The organism is Burkholderiales bacterium (genome assembly GCA_015075645.1).
GTDB lineage: Bacteria > Pseudomonadota > Gammaproteobacteria > Burkholderiales > Casimicrobiaceae > VBCG01.
In genome coordinates this window covers 272,084-288,287 of sequence record JABTUF010000005.1, presented here as the reverse complement: position 1 = coordinate 288,287, position 16,204 = coordinate 272,084, and the positions used below count along the sequence as shown (strand labels likewise).

The 16,204-nt window shown below is 70.8% G+C and carries 16 protein-coding genes and 1 tRNA gene; 12 read left to right on the top strand and 5 right to left on the bottom strand.

The features are described 5' to 3' along the window. Positions 1-104: 104 nt before the first annotated feature. On the bottom strand, positions 105-1,562 hold the full coding sequence (locus tag HS109_14575; protein ID MBE7523595.1) for a catalase: 1,458 nt from the start codon (positions 1,560-1,562) through the stop codon (positions 105-107). A gap of 422 nt (positions 1,563-1,984) precedes the next feature. Here HS109_14575 and wrbA point away from each other — a divergent pair, with 422 nt between their 5' ends. Next, positions 1,985-2,578: an NAD(P)H:quinone oxidoreductase gene (wrbA, locus tag HS109_14570; protein ID MBE7523594.1), complete on the top strand. Its 594-nt coding sequence runs from the start codon at positions 1,985-1,987 to the stop codon at positions 2,576-2,578. A gap of 46 nt (positions 2,579-2,624) precedes the next feature. Here wrbA and HS109_14565 read toward each other — a convergent pair whose 3' ends face one another. Both HS109_14565 and HS109_14560 read right to left on the bottom strand, forming a co-directional pair. Continuing rightward, positions 2,625-4,052, bottom strand: coding sequence for a dihydrolipoyl dehydrogenase (locus HS109_14565; GenBank protein MBE7523593.1), 1,428 nt, complete (start codon positions 4,050-4,052; stop codon positions 2,625-2,627). A 131-nt stretch (positions 4,053-4,183) separates the two neighbouring features. After that, positions 4,184-4,271 (bottom strand) — tRNA-Ser (locus HS109_14560). A 309-nt stretch (positions 4,272-4,580) separates the two neighbouring features. Here HS109_14560 and HS109_14555 point away from each other — a divergent pair. Further along, complete coding sequence (locus HS109_14555; GenBank protein MBE7523592.1) at positions 4,581-5,297, top strand: Bax inhibitor-1/YccA family protein; 717 nt, start codon at positions 4,581-4,583, stop codon at positions 5,295-5,297. A gap of 117 nt (positions 5,298-5,414) precedes the next feature. On the opposite strand, the gene rlmD is transcribed toward HS109_14555, so the two are convergent. After that, entirely contained in the window at positions 5,415-6,755 is a 1,341-nt protein-coding gene (gene rlmD, locus HS109_14550) for a 23S rRNA (uracil(1939)-C(5))-methyltransferase RlmD (protein ID MBE7523591.1), read from the bottom strand. A gap of 74 nt (positions 6,756-6,829) precedes the next feature. Between rlmD and tsaB the strand changes: the two genes are divergently transcribed. The 6 genes from tsaB (at position 6,830) to HS109_14520 (ending at position 10,998) form a co-directional block, all read left to right on the top strand. Continuing rightward, on the top strand, positions 6,830-7,522 hold the full coding sequence (gene tsaB, locus HS109_14545; GenBank protein ID MBE7523590.1) for a tRNA (adenosine(37)-N6)-threonylcarbamoyltransferase complex dimerization subunit type 1 TsaB: 693 nt from the start codon (positions 6,830-6,832) through the stop codon (positions 7,520-7,522). Positions 7,523-7,543: 21 nt separating this feature from the next. Beyond that, positions 7,544-8,047, top strand: a complete 504-nt coding sequence (gene rimI, locus HS109_14540; GenBank protein ID MBE7523589.1) for a ribosomal protein S18-alanine N-acetyltransferase — start codon at positions 7,544-7,546, stop codon at positions 8,045-8,047. After that, on the top strand, positions 8,048-8,797 hold the full coding sequence (locus HS109_14535; GenBank protein MBE7523588.1) for a uracil-DNA glycosylase: 750 nt from the start codon (positions 8,048-8,050) through the stop codon (positions 8,795-8,797). 79 nt (positions 8,798-8,876) lie between these two features. Beyond that, positions 8,877-9,491: a LemA family protein gene (locus tag HS109_14530; protein ID MBE7523587.1), complete on the top strand. Its 615-nt coding sequence runs from the start codon at positions 8,877-8,879 to the stop codon at positions 9,489-9,491. Between the two features lie 71 nt (positions 9,492-9,562). Continuing rightward, positions 9,563-10,486 (top strand): YgcG family protein, encoded by a 924-nt coding sequence (locus tag HS109_14525; GenBank protein MBE7523586.1) that lies wholly within the window; start codon positions 9,563-9,565, stop codon positions 10,484-10,486. An 8-nt stretch (positions 10,487-10,494) separates the two neighbouring features. Further along, the gene (locus tag HS109_14520) at positions 10,495-10,998 is read left to right on the top strand and encodes a TPM domain-containing protein (GenBank protein MBE7523585.1); all 504 of its coding nucleotides are present in this window, start codon (positions 10,495-10,497) and stop codon (positions 10,996-10,998) included. Between the two features lie 14 nt (positions 10,999-11,012). Here HS109_14520 and lplT read toward each other — a convergent pair whose 3' ends face one another. Further along, positions 11,013-12,293 (bottom strand): lysophospholipid transporter LplT, encoded by a 1,281-nt coding sequence (gene lplT, locus HS109_14515; GenBank protein MBE7523584.1) that lies wholly within the window; start codon positions 12,291-12,293, stop codon positions 11,013-11,015. A gap of 368 nt (positions 12,294-12,661) precedes the next feature. On the opposite strand from lplT, the gene alr reads away from it, so the two are divergent. From alr to cysM, 4 genes are all read left to right on the top strand, one after another. Then, positions 12,662-13,756 (top strand): alanine racemase, encoded by a 1,095-nt coding sequence (gene alr / locus HS109_14510; GenBank protein ID MBE7523583.1) that lies wholly within the window; start codon positions 12,662-12,664, stop codon positions 13,754-13,756. Positions 13,757-13,765: 9 nt separating this feature from the next. Further along, positions 13,766-14,767 carry an ADP-glyceromanno-heptose 6-epimerase gene (gene rfaD / locus HS109_14505; protein ID MBE7523582.1) on the top strand — a complete coding sequence of 334 codons (1,002 nt, stop codon included), beginning with the start codon at positions 13,766-13,768 and terminating at the stop codon, positions 14,765-14,767. Positions 14,768-14,852: 85 nt separating this feature from the next. Continuing rightward, the gene (locus HS109_14500) at positions 14,853-15,239 is read left to right on the top strand and encodes a helix-hairpin-helix domain-containing protein (protein ID MBE7523581.1); all 387 of its coding nucleotides are present in this window, start codon (positions 14,853-14,855) and stop codon (positions 15,237-15,239) included. A gap of 79 nt (positions 15,240-15,318) precedes the next feature. Then, positions 15,319-16,203 carry a cysteine synthase CysM gene (cysM, locus tag HS109_14495; protein ID MBE7523580.1) on the top strand — a complete coding sequence of 295 codons (885 nt, stop codon included), beginning with the start codon at positions 15,319-15,321 and terminating at the stop codon, positions 16,201-16,203. Position 16,204 lies beyond the last annotated feature (1 nt).

The following is a 16,204-nucleotide window of genomic DNA, read 5'->3' as shown; positions in this document are numbered from 1 at the left end:
CCGCGAGGTCGTGCATGGCGCCGGGCGAACGCCGCGTTGTCGGATTTCCTTGCGCCGTCTGAATCTACCGGGGCGCCGGAACGCGGCGCCCCGGAGTGCCTGCGTCAGTCGCCCACGTCGGTCATCGGGATGCCGAGCGCCTTCGCGACGCCTGCGCCGTAGGCCGGATCGGCCTTTCCGCAATGGCGGACGTGCCGCAACTGCACGTCGCGCGAGGCCCCGCCGATCGCGCGCGCGGTGTTGTCGAACAGCGCCTGGCGCTGCGCCGCGTTCATCAGGCGGAACAACGCGCCGGGTTGAGAGTAGTAGTCCTCGTCGGCGCGGTGGTTCCAGTGGTCGGCCGCGCCTTCGGTCGTGAGCGGAGGCTCGCGGAAATCCGGCTGTTCCTGCCACTCGCCGAGCGTGTTCGGCTCGTAGCCCTTGGTGCTGCCGAAGTTGCCGTCGACCCGCATCGCGCCGTCGCGGTGGTAGCCGTGCGCCGGGCAGCGCGGCGCGTTGACCGGGATCTGGTAGTGGTTGACGCCCAGTCGGTAGCGCTGCGCGTCGCCATAGGAGAACAGGCGCGCCTGCAGCATCTTGTCCGGCGAGAAACCGATGCCCGGGACGATGCTCGCGGGGTTGAACGCCGACTGCTCGACCTCGGCGAAGAAGTTCTCCGGGTTGCGGTTGAGTTCCATCACGCCGACGTCGATCAGCGGATAGTCCTTGTGCGGCCAGACCTTGGTCAGGTCGAACGGGTTGTACGGCGTCTTCGCGGCGTCCTTCTCGGGCATGACCTGGATCTTCAGCGTCCACTTCGGATGCTCGCCGCGCTCGATCGCCTCGTAGAGGTCCTTCTGGTGGCTCTCGCGGTCCTTGCCGACGATCGCCTCGGCCTCGGCGTCGGTGAGGTTCTTCACGCCCTGCTGCGACTTGAAGTGGAACTTCACCCAGAACCGCTCCTGCCTCGCGTTGATGAAGCTGAAGGTGTGCGAGCCGAAGCCGTGCATCGTGCGGTAGCTCGCCGGGATGCCGCGATCCGACATGACGATCGTGACCTGGTGCAGCGCCTCGGGGAGCGAGGTCCAGAAGTCCCAGTTGTTCTGCGCCGAGCGCAGGTTGGTGCGCGGGTCGCGCTTGACCGCGTGGTTGAGGTCGGGGAACTTGAGCGGGTCGCGCAGGAAGAAGACCGGCGTGTTGTTGCCGACCATGTCCCAGTTGCCCTCCTCGGTGTAGAACTTCACCGCGAAGCCGCGGATGTCGCGCTCGGCGTCGGCCGCGCCGCGCTCGCCGGCGACGGTGGTGAAGCGCGCGAACAGGTCGGTCTTCTGGCCGACCTTCGAGAAGAGCCTCGCCCGCGTGTAGCGGGTGATGTCGTGGGTGACGGTGAACGTCCCGTACGCGCCCGAGCCCTTGGCGTGCATGCGCCGCTCGGGAATCACCTCGCGGTCGAAGTGCGCGAGCTTTTCGAGCAGCCAGACGTCCTGCAGCAGGACCGGGCCGCGCGGGCCGACGGTCATCGTGTTCTGGTTGTCCGCCACCGGACATCCGAATGCAGTGGTGAGTTTCTTTCGATCGGTCACAGCGTGCTCCTTCGAGGCTCGGGCGTGGAACGGCGCCCGGGGAGAGCCGGGTCCCGGGCGCGGCAGGGGATCGGGGCGGGGCGCGTTGCGGCGGCTCGCCGCCCGGGCCGCGTGGGGGGCGGGCCGGGGCGGCGCGAATGGCGGATCTCGAGCGTCCCCGTCCGATCATAGCGCGCCCGCCGCACACGACGGCCGCCGCGTGCAACGACGCTCGTTCGCTGCTGCGCGCGGCCGTCGCGCTCCGTGACGGCGACGAACCTGGGGGCCGCGCCGTCCAGCCCGCGGAGATTCACGGCCGGGATCGGATCGCCCTTCGGATCGGCGCCCTCGGCGCGCGTACGCTGCCGATGGCCCGGAAGCTTTCGGCTAGACTCTATCGGCAGTCCGCCCCAGCCGATTCACGTTCACGCAAGGAGAGAACCATGGGTGTCAAGCTCGCCGTCGTCTACTACTCGACCTACGGTGCCAACCACGAGATGGCTTCGATCGCCGCGGAAGCCGCGAAAGCCGCGGGCGCCGAGGTGCGGCTCGTGAAGGTGCCCGAGACCGCGCCCGCGGACGTGGTGAACAAGGTCGATGCGTGGAAGGCGACGGCACAGAAGACCGCGCACGTTCCGGTCGCGACACCCGCGGACATGGAGTGGGCCGATGCCTACCTGTTCTCGGCGCCGACGCGCTTCGGCGTGCAGGCGAGCCAGATGCGCGCGTTCATCGACACGCTCGGCGGCCTGTGGGCCAAGGGTGCGCTGTCCAACAAGGCGGTCTCCGCGATGACCTCCGCGCAGAACGCGCACGGCGGGCAGGAGCAGACGCTGATGTCGTTCTACGCGACGATCATGCACTGGGGCAGCATCATCGTCGCGCCGGGTTACACCGATCCCGTCATCTACAAGACCGGCGGCAATCCCTACGGGTTCAGCCACAACGCAGGCGCGCCGTTCACCGACGACGACCGCGCGGCGATCGGGCATCAGGCGCGCCGGTTGGTCGCGTTCGCGGCGAAGCTCGCGGCGTAGCACGTGAACCCGCGCACGTCGCGGGGTTGCGCAGCGTTTCCCTCGGTCACGACCACCCGAGCGTCTGATCCGCGGCTTCGCGGCAGAGCGGCAGGTCGGGCTGCGTGCGCTTCCGTCCGAGTTCGCGGCGTGCGGCCTGCAGCGCGGTACGGAGACCTTCCTCGACGGTCGGATGGTAGACCGGCATCTGCAGCATCGCGTCGACGGTCGAGCCTTGCTGGATCGACCAGGCGACGAGGTGCAGCAGGTGCTCGGCATCGGGCGCGACCGCTTCGGCACCGAGGACACGGCCGCTGTCGGACGCGACGTAGACGTGCAGCCGCCCGGCGTTGCGCCCGGCCATCACCGCGCGACCCTGACGCGAGAAGTCGACCGCACCGGTGACCACACCGGTGCCGGGCAACTCCCGGTGCGCGAGGCCCGCCCGTCCGGCGCCCGGCTCGGTGAAGACGATCCCGAGGGGCACGCGTCGCGCAAGGCACTCGGCGTTCGGGTGGAGCGCGTGATACGCCGCGATGCGCCCTTCGTCGGCGGCCTCGTGCAGCAGCGGCCGCAATCCGCTCACGTCGCCGGCGATGTAGATCGGCAACTCGCCGATGCGAAGCGTGGCTGCGTCGAAGGCCGGCATGCCGCGCTCGTCCAGGTCGACGCCCAGCTTTTCGAGGCCCAGCCCCTCGAGGTTCGGGCTGCGTCCGAGCGACGCGAGCACCCAGTCGACCTCGACGCTGCCGGCGCCGCTCGTTACGCGCACGCTGTCGCCGGCCGGTTGCACGGACACGTCGGCGCCGGTCACGACGCTCGCCATGCTCGTCTCGAGCGCGTCGACGAGGCTCTGGTTGACGGCGGGGTCGGACAGGCCGGCCACGTGCGGCCCGCGCGTGAACGCGTGCACTTCGCAGCCCAGGTGCGCGAACGCCTGGCCGAGTTCGACGCCGATCGGCCCGAGCCCGACGACGGCGACGCGTCTCGCGGGCGCGGTCAGTTCGAACACCTCGTCGGAAGTCACCAGGCGATCGCCCAGCGCCTTCCAGGCTTCCGGAACGATCGGCCGGGATCCGGTGGCGATCACGAAGGCGTCGGCCTCGATGCGCTCACCGTTGACTTCGAGGGTGTGCGCGTCGACGAAGCGCGGCCTGCCATGGATGCTGCGCTCGCCCAGTCCCGACACCGCCCGGGTGGCACCGGCCGTGAAGCGGTCGCGCAACGCACGCACGTGCGCCATCACGGCCGGGAGGTCGGGTTCGAGCGATGTGCCGCCGCGGATGCCGGCACCGGCGAGCCAGGTGCGCCGCGCGTACGCGTGCGCGACTTCGACGAGCGCCTTCGACGGCATGCAGCCGACCCGCGCGCAGGTCGTGCCGTAGGGGCCGTCGTTGATCAGCAGGACGTCGTCGGTGCGCCGCCGCGCCTCCTCGAGCGCGGTCATGCCGGCGGTGCCGGCGCCGAGGATCGCGAGGCGTACGCTTCGGGTCATGACGATCGAGTTCCGTGTTCGGTGGTGGGGATCAACGTTGGGTGCCCGCCCGCGTCCGTGGGGACCCCGGTGCCGTCGGTGTGAGCGGCGCGGGGCGCAGTTCCGTTTCTCAGGTTCGTACCGGGGGTGGCTGGCGGAAGGGGTGGGATTCGAACCCACGAACGGTTGCCCGTTGCCGGTTTTCAAGACCGGTGCCTTCAACCGCTCGGCCACCCTTCCGTCTCCGCGAGCCACCAGCATAGCCCGTCACCCCTCCGGCCCGGAACCGGATGAACGCGTCCACGGTGCGGCAGAGGTGGTCAGACAAGGATCGCACGCCTCCGGCCCGGAACCGGATGAACGCGTCCACGGTGTGCAGGACGCTAACCCCTTGATTTCCTGCCGGGGCGGAGGAACATGGTCGATCGGCGGACGCGCGTGGAAAAGGGCGCTGACGCCGAACTTCCGGGGTTTCTGCTAGTCTATTCGGCATGGGCCAACGTCGGCCCGACGAGGAGGGTGTACATGGATCCGAAGTTTGAACCCGTCATGGCCTCGGGCCGCGATGCGGCCGCCGGCCGCCCCGCGCCGATCCCGGGCGGATTCGAGACGACGCAAGTCGAACGTAACCGCGTCCTGCGCAACACTTACTGGCTGCTCGCGATCTCGCTCCTGCCGGTGGTGGCGGGCGCGTGGATCGGCATGCAGCTGAACTTCGTGGCGTTCTTCAAGGCGGCGCCGATCATGACGCCGCTCCTGATGTTCGCGGCGATGCTGGGGTGCCTGTTCGCGGTCACGCTGCTTCGCAACAGCTCGTGGGGCGTCGCGGCGCTCCTGGGCTTCACGTTCGTCTCGGGGGTGTTCCTGACGCCGATCCTGTCGGTGGCGGCGGGCCTCAGGAACGGCGGCCAGCTCGTGGCGCTCGCGGGCGGCATGACCGCCGCGATCTTCTTCGCGATGGCGACGATCGCCACGGTGACGAAGCGCGACTTCAGCTTCCTGGGCAAGTTCCTGTTCGTCGGGCTGATCCTGCTCATCGTCGCCTCGCTCGCCAACCTGTTCTTCCAGGTGCCGGCGATGTCGCTCACGATCTCGGCGATCGCGGTGCTGCTGTTCTCGGCCTACCTGCTGTACGACGTGAGCCGGATCGTCAACGGCGGGGAGACGAACTACATCGTCGCGACGCTCAACATCTTCCTCAGCCTGTACAACCTCTTCATCAGCCTGCTCAACATCCTGATGGCGTTTTCCGGCCAGCGCGACTGAAACGGGTTCCGACGGCGTTCGCGGGGCGAGGCGACTCGCCCCGTTTTTTTGCCCTGACGGAGCGCGCCGGCCGTTGAGCGAGGGAGTGCGGCGCCGGCACCGCGCCCGCAGGGCATCCTAAGTCTCGCCCGCGTCCCGCACGAACAGCGCCAGCGACTCCACGTGCGCGGTGTGCGGGAACATGTTCACCACGCCGGCGGCGGCGAGCGCATAGCCCCGCTCGTGGACGAGCACCGCGGCGTCGCGCGCGAGCGTCGCGGGGTTGCAGCTCACGTAGACGATGCGCTGGGGCGCGGCGTCCTCGACTGCCGGCGGCAGCGCCTTGACGAGTTCGACCGCACCCTCTCGCGGAGGATCGATCAGCACGCGGTCGAGCGGCAAGAGCGGCGCGATCGACTCCGGCGTCGCCGCGAACAGGTTCGCCGCGGTGAACGCCGTCCGCTCCGCGAGGGCGTTCACCGCGGCATTCATGCGCGCCCGCGCGACCAGCGCTTCGCTGCCCTCGATGCCGACGACGTTCGCGCCCCGCCGCGCGATCGGCAGCGTGAAGTTGCCCAGTCCGCAGAAGAAGTCGGCGGCCCGCTCGCCTGCGCGCGGGTCGAGCAGCGCGATCGCCCGGCGGACGAGCGCCTCGTTCACCCCGGGGTTCACCTGGGTGAACTCGGTGGGCGAGAACGGCATGACGAGAGCGAATTCGGGGAGCGCGTAGGCGAGCCCGGGATCGCCCGCTTCGAGCGGCGCGGCGCTGCCCGGACCGCCCGGCTGCAGCCAGAGCGAAACCGCGTGACGCGCGGCGAACGCCCGGAGCGCCGCCTCGTCCTCGGGCGTCGGCGGGTCGAGCACGCGCGCCACCAGCACGAGGTGCTCGCGCGACGGATCGTCGGCGCGCACGCCGGAGGCGACCTCGATCTGCGGGAGCCGGTCGCGGATCGACAGTCCCATGACCAGTTCGCGCAGCAGCGGCAGCAGCGCCGAGACGCGCGGCGGCAGCACGTGGCACTCGCGCATGTCGGCGACGTAGCTCGACTTGCGCTCGTGGAAGCCCACCAGCACGCCGCCCTTCTTGACCACGTGGCGCACCGACAACCGCGCGCGCGTGCGGTAGCCCCACGCGGGACCGTGCAGCGGCGGCAGGAGCGTCGCGGGCTTCACGCGTCCGATGCGCGTGAGCGCGTCCTCCAGCGTGCGCTGTTTGGCGGCGACCTGGAGCGGCATGCCAGCGTGCTGCAGCGTGCAGCCGCCGCAGACGCCGAAATGCGGGCAGCGCGGGGCGACGCGATCGGGCGCTGCGCGCTCGATCGCGGTGGCGCGCGCGAGGTCGAAGCTCGGCTTGCGCTTGACGATCTCGACCACGGCGGTCTCGCCGGGTAGCGCGCCCTCGACGAAGACGGCCTTGCCCTCGATGCGGGCGACGCCGCGTCCTTCGTAGTCGAGCGCGACGACGTCCGCGCGGTTCATGGTGTCCGGGCCGGGAGGAAAGCGCGGATTCTACCGGGCCGTGGAGGCGGCCGCGCCCGCAGTAGAATTCGCGCATGCGGCTCCTCGCCATCGACTGCTCGACCGAGCGCCTCTCCGTTGCCTGCGGAGACGGGCGGAGCTTCGTCCTGCGCGACGAGCGCGCCGGGCAGGCGCATGCCGAGCGCGCGCTGCCGCGCGTGCGCGAGGTGCTCGCGGAGCAGGGCTGGACGCTGGGCTCGCTCGACGCGATCGCGTTCGGCGCCGGCCCCGGTTCGTTCACCGGCGTGCGGATCGCCTGCGGCATCGCGCAAGGATTGGCGCTCGGCGCCGGACTTCCGCTGGTGCCGGTCGGCACGCTGGAAGCGCTCGCGCAGGAAGCGTGGCACGTTCACGGCGCGGACGACGTGTTCGCGTGCCTCGACGCGCGGATGCGCGAGGTCTACATCGGGACCTGGCGGCGCGAGGGAGCGTCCGGCTGGATCGAGGCGGACGCACCGTCGGTCGCGAAGCCCGACGCCGTGGCGGCAGCACGGACGTCGAGCTTCGGCGCCGGCGATGGTTTCGCCGCGTACCCCGCGCTCGCCGCACGCATCGGACTCGCCCGCGTCGACGCGACGCTCGCGCCCACCGCGCGGGCGATCGGTGAACTCGCGGCCCCGCGCGTCGCCCGGGGCGAGACCGTCGGCGCCCGAGACGCGCGTCCGCTCTACGTCCGCCACCGCGTTGCGCTCACCGCTGCCGAGCGTGCGGCGGGCGCGGCGCTCTGAGGGTGGCACACGAACGCTCCGATGGCCACGATCGCCTCCGAGTCCGGCCTTCGCGCAGTCAGCTGGCGCCCGTTGGAGGAGCGCGACCTCGCATACGTCGCGGCGCTGGAGCGCGGGATCCACGCGGTGCCCTGGACGCTCGGCAATTTCCGCGACGCGATCGCGGCCGGGTATTGCGCGAGAGTCGGCGAGCGCGAAGGCCGCATCGTCGTGTTCGGCGTGCTGATGCTCGCGCCCGGTGAGGCGCAGGTGCTGAACCTCTCGGTCGTCACCGACGCGCGCCGGCAGGGCCTCGGACGCGCGTTGCTGCGGCAGTTCCTCGATGTCGCGGAGCGCGCCGGCGCTGGCCAGTGCTTCCTGGAGGTTCGCGTGTCCAATGCGCCTGCCCTGGCGCTGTACGCCGCCGAGGGATTCCTGCCGGTCGCCCGCCGCGACGACTACTACCCGGCGACCGCCAGCGCCCCGCGCGAGGACGCGCTGGTCTTGAGGCGCGACCTGCCGCGCCGGACAGCCGGCGAGGCGTAGATGGCGTCGCGCGCCGAGGTCCTGCGCGAGTTGAAACTCGCCCCCGAGTGGCGCCTGCGCGAGCACGCGGCCGCCGCGCGGGCCGCCCGCGACACGCCTGTCAACGAAAGCGCGGCGCCGCGAACGATCGTGACCGTCGAGGATCCCGACGCGCGCCGCAGGCGCATCGCGGCGCTCGACTGGGACGCCTTCGACGCCGACGTCGCCGCGTGCACGGCGTGCGCCCTGTGTCGCACGCGCAACCGGCCGGTACCCGGCGTCGGCGATCGCGAGGCCGACTGGCTCTTCGTCGGCGAAGGGCCGGGTGCCGAGGAGGACGCGAAGGGCGAACCCTTCGTCGGGCAGGCGGGCAAGCTCCTCGACGCCATGCTGGCCGCGCTCGACATGGATCGAGGCCATCGCGTGTACATCGCGAACGTCGTCAAGTGCCGCCCACCGGGCAACCGCACGCCCGAACCGGGCGAAGCGGAAGCCTGTCGACCGTACCTCGAGCGCCAGATCGCGCTCATCCGCCCGAAGCTCATCGTCGCGCTCGGGAAGAGCGCTGCATCGCTGCTGCTTCGCACCGATGCGACGATCGCGAGCCTGCGGGGCCGGCGCCACCGCTACGGCGAGACGCCGCTGGTGGTCACCTACCACCCGGCCTATCTGCTGCGCAACCTTCCGGACAAGGCGAAGGCCTGGGAGGACCTGCTGTTCGCGCGCCGCGTGGCCGCGCAAGGCACGCCCAGCGCGCTTCCGGGGCCCTGACCCCTTGCGCGACCGTCCCCCTGCCCGCATAGTGGGGAACGCGCGAAACGCGCGTCCGTTCATCCAGGATGGAGACATCATGTCGAGGAAGCTCGCCACGCTCGCGGCGCTCGTCGTCGTGCTCACGCTGTCCGGCTGCGGCTACAACACGCTGCAATCGCAGGACGAGCAGATCAAGGCCTCGTGGTCCGAGGTGATCAACCAGTACCAGCGCAGGGCCGATCTGGTCCCGAACCTCGTCAACACGGTCAAGGGCTACGCCGCGCAGGAGCGCGAGGTGCTCGAGGCGGTCACCAACGCGCGCGCCAACGTCGCGGGGATCAAGGCGACGCCCGAACTCATCAACGATCCGGCCGCGTTCGCCAAGTTCCAGCAGGCGCAGGGCCAGCTCAGCGGCGCGCTGTCGCGGCTGCTGCTGGTGGTCGAGAACTACCCGCAGCTCAAGTCCGACGCGCTGTTCCGCGACCTGCAGTCGCAGCTCGAGGGCACCGAGAACCGGATCACCGTGGCCCGCAAGCGCTACATCGACAGCGTGCAGGCGTTCAACACGACGGTCCGCTCGTTCCCGACCAACCTGACGGCGATGCTGTTCAAGATGGACGTGAAGCCCAATTTCACGGTCGAGAACGAGGCCGCGATCGCGAAGCCGCCGGCGGTCGACTTCGGCAAGGGCGCGCCGGACAAGAAGAGTTGACGCGAAGCGAGCACGGCTGCGGCGGACCTGCGCGTCCGCCGCAAAGCGTTCGTTCGCGTCGCGTCCCGCGCATGCGCATCGCCATCGCTCCGGCGCTCGCGGCAGCCGCGCTCGCGGCGTGGCTGCCGCTCGCCGTGCCTGCGCAGGCGCCGGCCTGGGAGGGCGGCTCCGACGGCCTGAAGCCGGTGCCCGCGCTCTCGGCGCGCGTCACCGACCTCGCGTCGACGCTTTCCGCGGCTGACCGGCAGGCGCTGGAGGCGAAGCTCGCGGCGTTCGAGAGCGCCACCGGCGCCCAGATCGCGGTGCTGATCGTGCCGACGACCGAGCCCGAGCCGATCGAGGCCTATTCGATCCGCGTCGCCGATGCGTGGAAGGTCGGACGCAAGGGCCGCGACGATGGGGTGCTGTTCCTCGTCGCGAAGGACGACCGGCGCATGCGCCTCGAGGTCGGCTACGGGCTCGAGGGGATGATCACCGACGCGATCGCGCGAAGGATAATCGCCGAGGACGTGGCGCCGAAGTTCCGCGGCGGGAACTTCGCCGCGGGCATCGACGCGGGCGTCGATCGCATCATTGCGATCGTCGAGAAGGGCGAGTTGCCGCCGCCGGAGCAGCGATCCTCGGCGCAACGCGGCACGGCGGGCATCGACTGGGGCATGGTCGCGATCCTCGCTCTCGTCGTTCTGCCGACGCTCGGAGGGGTGTTGAAGTCGATCTTCGGCAAGGTCGGCGGCGCGACCGTGGGCAGCGCATTCGCGGGCGGGCTCGCGTGGTGGTTTCTCGGTTCCCTCGCGATCGCCGCGGTCGCGGCGATCTTCGTGTGGTTCGCGATCCTCCTGTTCGGCGGCGCAGGCAGCGCGCTGGGCGGGCGCCGCGGCGGGGGCGTGTGGATCCCGTCCGGCGGCGGTTGGGGCGGCGGCGGGGGCATGGGCGGGGGCGGCTGGTCGGGTGGCGGCGGCGGCTTCGGCGGCGGTGGCGCCTCGGGGAACTGGTAGGAGGCGCGATGACCTGGCAGCGGTCCGGACGCTGGTGGCGCCACGCGATCACCGATCGCGCGGACGTGAGGCGCGCGTTTCCCGAGGCCTCGCTCGACCGCATCGAGCGCGCGATCGGCGCCGCGGAGGCGCGGCACGCCGGGCAGATCGTGTTCGCGATCGAGCCCGCGCTGCCGGTCTCGCGCGTCGTCGCGAAGCTTTCGCCGCGCGACCGGGCGCTCGAGGTGTTCGGATTACTCCGTGTCTGGGACACCGAGCACAACAACGGCGTGCTCGTCTACCTGCTGCTCGCCGACCGCGATGTCGAGATCGTCGCCGACCGGGGCATCCATGCGCGCGTCGGCCAGGACATGTGGCAGCACGTGTGCGAGGCGATGGAGGCGGCGTTCCGCGAAGGCCGGTACGAGGACGGCGCGCTCGCGGGCATCGAGGCGGTCTCCGCGCTGCTCGCGAAGGCGTTTCCACGCTCGTCGGGCTCGGGGGAGTTGCCGAACCGGCCGGTGGTGATCTGAGAGTCCGGCCCGGGTCAGTGCCCGGGGCCGCCCCCGGGCTTCTGCGCGCCGATCAGGTGCAGCGAATCCCCCTGCCGCTGGTTGTGCCGGTGGAGATGCATCACGAGCAGCATCGTCGAGCTGACGAACAGTCCGAACATCAGGATCGCGAGGTTCACCGACAGGCCCGAGCGCACCATCAGCGCGTAGAGGCCGACCATGACCAGGATGCCGATGTTCTCGTTGAAGTTCTGCACCGCGATCGAGTGGCCGGCGCCCATCAGCACGTGGCCGCGATGCTGCAGGAGGGCGTTCATCGGCACGACGAAGAATCCCGCGAGCGCGCCGACGGCGACCATCAGCGCGATCGCCACGGGGAGCTGTGTGACCACGGTCATCGTGATGACGACGAAGCCCATCGCCACGCCCATCGGCAGCACGCGCACCGAGTCGCGCAGCGTCACGATGCGCGCGGCGAGCACCGCCCCGATCGCGATGCCGACCGCCACCACGCCCTGGAGGTAGGACGCCTGCGACAGATTGAAGCCCAGGTTGCGCGCGGCCCAGTCGATCACGATGAATTGCAGCGTCGCGCCCGCACCCCAGAACAGCGTGGTCGTGGCGAGCGAGATCTGGCCGAGCTTGTCGCGCCACAGCAGCGTCACGCAGTGCGAGAACTCGCGGATCAGCGCGACCGGATTGCCGCTCGGCGTGCGATGGTCGACGCCGGTATCGGGGATGTACCAGTTGAAGACGGCGGCGATCACATAGGCGCTCATGATCACCGCGATCGCCGCCTCGGGCGGCGTGTTGATGCCGGTGTCGATCATCGGCAGGTCGAAACCGAGGAGCGCGGTCGACACGAGCGGGCTCACCAGGGCGCCGCCGAGGAGCACGCCGAGGATGATCGAGCCGACCGTGGTGCCCTCGATCCAGCCGTTGGCGATCACGAGCTGCTCGGGCGGCAGCAGCTCGGTCAGGATCCCGTACTTGGCCGGGGAGTATGCCGCGGCGCCCAGCCCCACGACCGCGTAGGCCAGCAGCGGGTGCACCGAGAGCAGCATCAGCGAACAGCCGACGATCTTGATGCCGTTGGTGATGAGCATCACCTTCCCCTTCGGCATCGAATCGGCGAACGCGCCGACGAGCGGCGCGAGCAGCACGTAGGACACGACGAAGCTCTGCTTCAACGCCGGCGTCATCCACGCCGACTCGTTCAACTGGCGCAGGAACGCGATCGCCGCGACGAGGAGCGCATTGTCGGCGAGCGAGCTGAAGAACTGCGCCGCCATGATCGTGTAGAAGCCGCGCTTCATGGCGGATCCGCGAGGTGCCGGGTCGGGACGGGGGGAACGCTCGCCCGCGCGGTCCGGGCGACGGAACGCCGCGGTGCGGAGGGCCGCCGGTGCTGCGGGCCGGAACACCGGCCGGTACGGGGGTTCTGCAAGCGGGCTCCGCGTCGGTACGTGGGCGCGGGACCGCCGCGAACACGAACGCGCCTTCCGCCGGGGAAGGCGGTCGCGGGCCCGGCGGGGCGGTTTGGTATGATCCCTTCGATCCGGATGCGCGACCGGCGCGTTTATACCACGAACCCGCGCCGCGCCGGTGACGCGGCGCGGCAAAGCGAACCACGACCGGCGCGTGCCGCGTTGCCGGGCCCATGCTCCGCGAGCCTTCGACCACCGTGGCCCGTCCGCTTCACGCACAGATCAACCTGGCCGCATTGCGCGCGAACCTCGCGAAGGCGCGCGAGGCCGCGCCCGGGGCCAAGGTCCTCGCGGTCGTCAAGGCCAATGCCTACGGCCACGGCCTCAGCCGCGTGCTCCCGGCGCTCGACGACGCGGACGGACTCGCGCTGGTCGAACTGGATGCGGCCGCCACGCTGCGCGAGCACCGCTACACGCGCCGCATCCTGCTGATCGAAGGCTTCTTCGACGAGCGGGAACTCGCCGAGCTCTCGGCCCGTCGGCTCGCGACTGTGGTGCACAACGAGGAGCAGGCGTCGATGCTCGAGCGGGCCGTGCTGCCGCGGCCGCTCGAGGTGTTCGTCAAGGTCAATACCGGCATGAACCGGCTGGGCTTTGCGCCCGATCGCGTCGCCCGCGTGTGCGAACGGCTGGCTCAGGCGCCGTCGGTGGCGGCGCTGCGACTGATGACCCATTTCGCGCGTGCGGACGAGGAGGACGGCGTCGCGGAGGCGCTCGCGACGTTCGAGGCCGCGTGTCGCGGTCTCCCCTACCCGCGTTCGCTCGCGAACTCCGCCGGCGTGTTCCGCCACCGCGAGATCGGCGGCGACTTCGTGCGCCCCGGCATCATGCTCTACGGCGCGACGCCGTATCCGTTCGACACCGCCGAGATGCTCGGCCTGCAGCCGGTGATGACGCTGCGCTCCGAACTCATCGCGGTGCAGGAGCTGCGCGCGAACGACAGCGTCGGCTACGGCGCGCAGTACACGGCCTCGCGGGCGCACCGCATCGGCGTCGTCGCCTGCGGCTACGGCGACGGCTATCCACGCGGGGCGCCCAACGGGACGCCGGTGCTCGTCTGCGGCCGGAAGGCCCGCATCGCGGGTCGCGTTTCGATGGACCTCATCACCGTCGACCTGACCGAGGTGCCGGAGGCTCGCGTCGGCAGCCCCGTCGTGCTGTGGGGCGAGGGCCTGCCGGTCGACGACGTCGCCACCGCCGCCTCGACCGTGGGTTACGAACTCCTGTGCGCGCTCGCGCCGCGCGTGCGGGTCCACGTCACCGAGGTCGGGCGCGTCGACCTCGTGTTGTAGGGTCTCGCCATGGCCATCGTCGTCACCGGCGCCGCCGGGTTCATCGGAGCCAACCTGGTGCGCGCGCTCAACGCGCGCGGCGAGCGCGATGTCCTCGCCGTGGATCGGCTCGACGGCTCCGACAAGTTCAGGAATCTGGTCGGCTGCGACCTGGCCGACTACCTCGACGCCGACGAGTTCGTCGATCGGCTCGAGGCCGGGGACTTCGACGGCGATCTCGCCGCGATCCTGCACCAGGGCGCGTGCTCGGACACGATGGAGCGCGACGGCGCGTTCATGATGCGCAACAACCACCGCTACTCGACGCGGCTCCTCGAGCACTGCCAGAACGACGACGTGCCGTTCCTCTACGCGTCGAGCGCCGCGGTCTACGGCGGCGGCACGACCTTCGTCGAGGCGCGCGAGCACGAGGCACCGCTCAACGTCTACGCGTACTCGAAGGCGCTGTTCGACGATCGCGTCCGGCGTACTCTGCCCGAGCGCACCGCGCCGATCGCGGGCTTCCGCTACTTCAACGTCTACGGCCCGCACGAGGGGCACAAGGGCAGGATGGCCTCGGTGGTCTGGCACTTCTTCCACCAGTACCTCGCCGAGGGCCGGGTGAAGCTGTTCGAGGGGACCGGCGGCATCGCGAACGGCGAACAGCGCCGCGACTTCGTCTCGGTCGAGGACGTCGTGCGCGTGAACCTCGACTTCCTCGACCACCCGGAGCGCTCGGGCATCTTCAACGTGGGCAGCGGCCGCGCGGAGACCTACAACGCCGTCGCCGCCGCGGTGATCAACGCGGTGCGCGCCACCGAAGGCGCGAGCCCGTCGAGCGTCGAGGCGCTCGTGCGCGAGGGCGCGATCGGCTACATCCCGTTCCCCCCGGCGCTCGCCGGCAGGTACCAGAACTTCACCCAGGCGGACCTGACGAAGCTGCGCGCGGCGGGCTACCGCGAACCGACGCTGGAACTCGTGCAGGGCGTGCGCAACTACGTCGAATGGATGATGGCGCGCGATCGCGCCTGACGAAGACACTGCCGTCACGGCCGGGAAGCGTGCGCGCGACGCGCCGCCTTCCGATCGGCCGCATGTCCCGACCGGGAGTGTCACGATGAACCGTATCCTCGCGCTGTCCGCCTTCGCGGCCGCCTTCCTGGGCGTCGCCGTCCCGTCCGCCGCCTTCGCGGCGGTCAACCTCAACACCGCGACCCACGACGAACTCGTCGCCGTGCCGGGCATCGGGCCGGCGAAGGCGCAGGCGATCGTCGAGCACCGCAACGCCCACGGCCCGTTCGCGTCGGTCGACGACCTGAAGGAGGTCAAGGGCTTCCGCGCGAAGCTCGTCGAGAAGCTCCGGCCCGAGTTCACCGTCGCCGCTCCGCCGCCCAAGCCCGCGGCGAAAGGAGACGCGAAGGCGGCGCCCAAGGGAGAGGCGAAGGGCGGCAAGGGGGCGGTCGTTGCCTCCGGACGCATCGCCGACGAGAAGCCCCGGCGCTGAGCCTGCAACGATGCGCGGCGACGGGCAGCGGAGCCTTTGCCCGATGCTAGACTTCGTTCAGCCGCCGCCGCGCTCGCGCATGCACCCGACGCTCGAATCCACGATCGGCAACACGCCGCTCGTCCGCCTCGTTCGAATGGCGGGCGCGACGTCGAACATCGTCCTCGCGAAGCTCGAGGGACACAACCCCGCGGGCTCGGTGAAGGACCGTCCGGCGCTCTCGATGATCGTGGAGGCGGAGAAGCGCGGCGACATCCGGCCCGGCGACACGCTCGTCGAGGCGACGTCGGGCAACACCGGCATCGCGCTCGCGATGGTCGCCGCGACGCGCGGCTACCGGATGATCCTCGTCATGCCGGACAACCTGTCGCTCGAGCGGCGCCAGGCGATGACCGCGTACGGCGCGGAGATCGTCCTCGTCACGAAGGAAGCCGGCATGGAGGGTGCGCGCGACCTCGCGGAACGGATGCGCGCGGAAGGACGCGGAATCATCCTCGACCAGTTCGCCAATCCCGACAATCCGCTCGCGCACTATCGCAGCACCGGCCCCGAGCTGTGGCGGGACACCGGCGGGCGCATCACCCACTTCGTGTCCGCGATGGGCACGACCGGCACGATCATGGGCGTGTCGCGCTACCTCAAGGAGAGGAATCCGGCGGTGGCGATCGTCGGGGCGCAACCGGCCGAGGGCGCGTCGATCCCCGGCATCCGCAAGTGGCCGGCGGCGTACCTGCCGAAGATCTACGATGCGAAACGCGTCGACCGCATCGAGCCGGTGTCCCAGAAGGAGGCGGAGGACACGATGCGCCGCCTCGCCCGCGAGGAGGGCATCTTCGCCGGCGTGAGCTCGGGCGGCGCCTGCGCCATCGCGCTCAGAATCGCACGCGAAGTCGAGAACGCGACCATCGCGTTCATCGTGTGCGACCGCGGCGACCGCTACCTGTCGACCGGCGTGTTCGCCTGAC